This window comes from Methylibium sp., from assembly GCF_013817365.1.
Classification (GTDB): Bacteria; Pseudomonadota; Gammaproteobacteria; order Burkholderiales; family Burkholderiaceae_C; genus Methylibium.
Genome location: NZ_JACDCU010000372.1, coordinates 1 through 4150, shown reverse-complemented (window position 1 = coordinate 4150; position 4150 = coordinate 1). Strand labels below are relative to the sequence as shown.

Genomic DNA, 4150 nt, shown 5'->3' with positions numbered 1-4150 from the left:
TTCGGAGCCTGACCCATGGCGAATGCCAATATCCATCCGATCTGTCCGGACACGATCCGCCGGATCAGCACGTCGATCGCCACGGCGAACACCGCGCGCGACGGCTCGGGCACCATCACCGCGTTCATCACCGCCGGCCCGCGCGGCAGCGTCATCCCGGCCGTGAACGTGCGCCACCTGGGCGCGGTGGCGGTTGCATCATCCCCGATGGTCGCACGCCTGTGGCATCGCAACCTCGGCGCGGGCACGTGGTACCTGCTCGACGAAGTGGTGCTACCCGCCGCGACGCCGGCCACCGCCGGCACCGTCGGTGCGGCGGCCGCGTTCGCCAAAATCAACATCGCGATCGCGGCGACCGACACGCTCGGCGTGACGATCAGCGTGGCCGAGTCGGTCGGCTTCTCCTGCGACGCTGGCGACTACTAAGCACACGCGGTGCGCGCCTTCCTCGGCATCCCAGGGCTTGAACGGCCGGCAGAGGGCAACGTCCCGACCTTCTCGGGGGCGCTCGGGCGATACGTGCCCGTCAATCCAGGGGTGCCGATCACCAGCGTCGTGGCCTCGGTCAACCCGACGGTGCTCGACGACGCTGGCGATGGCTACCTCGTCGGCCAGACGATCTGGACCAACAGCGTCAGCGACGCAATGTTCATGCTCGCTGACGGCGCGGCCGGTGCCGCGGTGTGGGTATCTGTCGGCGGCGGCGGCGGCGCGGGCGACATGCTCAAGGCGACGTACGATCCCGACGTTAACGGCGTCATCGCCCTCGCGCATGGCGGCACCGACGCGACGACGGCCAGCGGGGCGCGAACGAATCTCGGGCTGGGCACCGCCGCCGTCACCGATACCGGCACGGGCGCGGCAAATACGATTCTCGGCAACGATACGCGGCTGACCGACGCGCGCACGCCCACCGCGCACAATCATAGCGCGGCCGAGCTGACATCGGGAACCGTGCCCGACGCGCGCATGCCAGCGCACACCGGCGACGTCACATCGGCGGCCGGCGCGGTCGCGCTGACGATCGCCGCATCAGCCGTCAGCCTGGCGAAGATGGCGAACATCGCCACGGCGACCGTCATCGGTCGCAACACCGCCGGCACGGGAGTCCCGGAAGCTCTGACCACCCTGCCGACGGGCGTGATGCCGGCGCACACCGGCGACGTGACCTCCGCGGCCGGATCGCTGGCGCTGACGATCGCGACCGACGCCGTCACCTACGCGAAGATGCAGAACGTCAGCGCCACCGACAAGGTGCTCGGTCGCTCGACCGCGGGCGCTGGCGACGTCGAAGAGATCGCCTGCACGGCGGCTGGGCGCGCGCTGATCGACGACGCCGACGCATCGGCTCAGCGCACGACGCTCGGGCTGGTCATCGGTACCAACGTCCAAGCCTACGACGCCGAGCTGGCGGCTATCGCCGGGCTGGTGTCAGCCGCCGATCGCCTGCCCTACTTCACCGGCCTGGGCACCGCGACGCTGACCACCTTCACCGCCGCTGGTCGGGCGCTGATCGACGACGCCGATGCTGCCACGCAGCGCGCGACGCTCGGCCTGGTGGCGGTGGCCTCGTCTGGCAGCGCCGCTGACCTGACCGCGGGCACCCTGCCCGACGCGCGCATGCCAGCGCACACGGGCGACGTGACCACCGTGGCCGGCGCGGTCGCGACGACGATTGCCACCGCCGCGGTGACGCTCGCGAAGATGGCGAACGTCGCGACTGCCACCGTCATCGGTCGCAACACCGCGGGTACGGGCGTCCCCGAGGCTCTGACTACGTTGCCGACCGGCGTGATGCCGGCGCACACCGGCGACGTGACCTCCGCGGCCGGCGCGCTCGCGCTGACGATCGCCGCCGATGCCGTGACCAACGCCAAGCTCGCCAACATGGCGACCGCGACCGTCAAGGGCCGCAACACCGCCGGCACCGGCGACCCGGAAGATCTGACGATCCTGCCGACCGGCGTGATGCCCGCGCACACGGGCGACGTGACTTCCTCCGCTGGTGCTCTGGCGCTGACCATCGCGCCCGCCGCGGTGACGCTCGCGAAGATGGCGAACGTCGCGACTGCGACGGTCATCGGTCGCAACACCGCCGGCACCGGCGTCCCCGAGGCTCTGACCACCCTGCCAACCGGCGTGATGCCCGCTCACACGGGCGACGTGACCAGCGCGGCCGGATCGCTGGCGTTGACGATCGCCGCCCTCGCAGTCACCGACGCCAAGGTCGCGACCGCAAACAAGGACGGCGCCGCGGCCACCGCATCCATGCGGACGCTGGGCACGGGAGCGGCGCAGGCTGCGGCCGGCAACGACTCGCGCTTCACGGACGCGCGTACGCCGACCGCGCACCAGACATCGCACGCTCCTGGCGGCACCGACGCGCTGCCGTGGACCACGATTCACGGGCGCGGCACGACCGCAGCGAAGCCCGCAGCGGCAGCGGGGAACGCCGGGTACCTCTACTTCGACACGACCCTGGCGAAGCTCCAACGCTCAACGGGAGCCGCCTGGGAGGACGTCGCAGAGAGCGGCGGTGGCGCGGTGCCAACCGGGACCGGCTTCCGTCACGTCACCGCTGGAGCGGAGGACGCGGCGGCTTCCCTGGTGGTCAACGCGGACGTTGCCGCAGCCGCAGCCATCGCCTTCTCGAAACTCGCGAACGTCACCGCGACCGACAGGCTCCTGGGTCGTTCGACCGCTGGCGCGGGCGCGATCGAAGAAATCGCCTGCACCGCCGCCGGGCGCGCGATCCTCGACGACGCTGATGCCAGCGCCCAGCGCACGACGCTCGGGCTGGTCATCGGTACCAACGTCCAAGCCTACGACGCGGAGTTGGCTGCCATCGCCGGACTGGTGTCGGCTGCTGACCGCCTGCCCTACTTCACTGGCTCCGGCACCGCGTCGCTGGCGACCTTCACGGCTGCTGGCCGTGCGCTGATCGACGACGCTGACGCATCGGCTCAGCGCACGACGCTCGGCCTCGGGACGATGGCGACGCAGAACGCGAACGGCGTCGCCATCACCAGCGGCACCATCGACGGCACCATCATCGGCGGGACGACCCAGGCGGTCGCGAAATTCCAGACGCTCACCGCGCAGCAGGAGCTATTCCTGTCGGGCGACATCACCCCGACCGCGCTTGCAGCATCGACCAACGATTGGGCACCGACGTCATTCTCGACGGCGTCAACGATCCGCGCATCGGCATCGGCTGCCTATGATCTGACCGGCATCGCGGCAGGCGCCGATGGGCGCATCATCCTGCTGCACAACGTCGGCAGTTTCGCCATCACCTTGAAGGATGAATCAGCGTCGAGCGCAGCGGCCAATCGCTTCGCTCTGACCTCCGACATCGCGCTCGGTACCGATGCTTCGCTGCTGCTTCAATACGATGCGACCTCGTCACGCTGGCGCATTCTCACCGGCCCCGGCGCCGCGACGTCGGCCGCGGTCGCAGCCGAAACCGCCGGCGCGTACATCGCGCCAGACAAAGCGAAATACTCGCCCAGCGCCGCTAAGGCGTGGGTCCGGTTCAACGGCACCGGCACGCCAGCCATTGCTGATCAGTACGGCATGTCGTCGATCACCGACAACGGCGTCGGTGATTATACGCTCAACTTCACCACGGCATTCGCCAATGCGAACTACGCGATGGCAGGCGCGTCCGGCAACGCCGCGGGCAGCTCGATTTCCCTTGTGTTCAACTCCACGGCGGCGGCCCCGGCAACGGGTTCATGCCGCGTGGCCGTCTACGATTCAGCCTTCAACAAGCAGGATCCGACCGTTGCCAGCGCCGTATTCTTCGGAGACCTGTGATGCGGCCGACCTTCGTTCGCCCTGATGGCGGCGTCTCGCAGGTCGTGTGCGCCGCTGGCGTCGACCCCGACGCCGAGGCTGCCCGGATTGCTGGCCTGCCCGATTACGCCGGCTGGACCTACGTCGGAACCCACGAAGCACCGGCGAGCCGCCGCTTCCGCCAAAGCTGGCGACACGCTGCCGATGCGCTCTCAGTCGATCTTCCGCTCGCGCGCGGGCAACGCCTGGCGGAATTGCGCGCCGAGCGGGACGCGCTGCTCGCCGCCGCCGACGCGCTGACGATGAAGGCGCTCGACACGGGCACCGTTGAGCAGCGGCAGGATGTCGCTGC

Annotated in this window: 3 protein-coding genes; all 3 read left to right on the top strand. The window is 69.9% G+C overall.

Annotation, left to right across the window (positions count from 1 at the left end):
• Positions 1 to 207 precede the first annotated feature (207 nt).
• A complete protein-coding gene (locus H0W38_RS17895) occupies positions 208 to 426 on the top strand; it encodes a hypothetical protein (protein WP_292456600.1) in 219 nt (72 codons plus the stop codon).
• 9 nt (positions 427 to 435) lie between these two features.
• On the top strand, positions 436 to 3819 hold the full coding sequence (locus H0W38_RS17890; RefSeq protein WP_292456598.1) for a hypothetical protein: 3384 nt from the start codon (positions 436 to 438) through the stop codon (positions 3817 to 3819).
• On the top strand, positions 3819 to 4150 hold a 332-nt coding region (locus H0W38_RS17885), incomplete at its 3' end, for a hypothetical protein (protein ID WP_292456597.1). The genes H0W38_RS17890 and H0W38_RS17885, both read left to right, overlap by 1 nt.

Excerpts from the sequence above, each read along its gene's own strand:
- H0W38_RS17895 (WP_292456600.1), top strand. The coding sequence starts at position 208 with ATGGTCGCACGCCTGTGGCATCGCAACCTCGGCGCGGGCACGTGGTAC.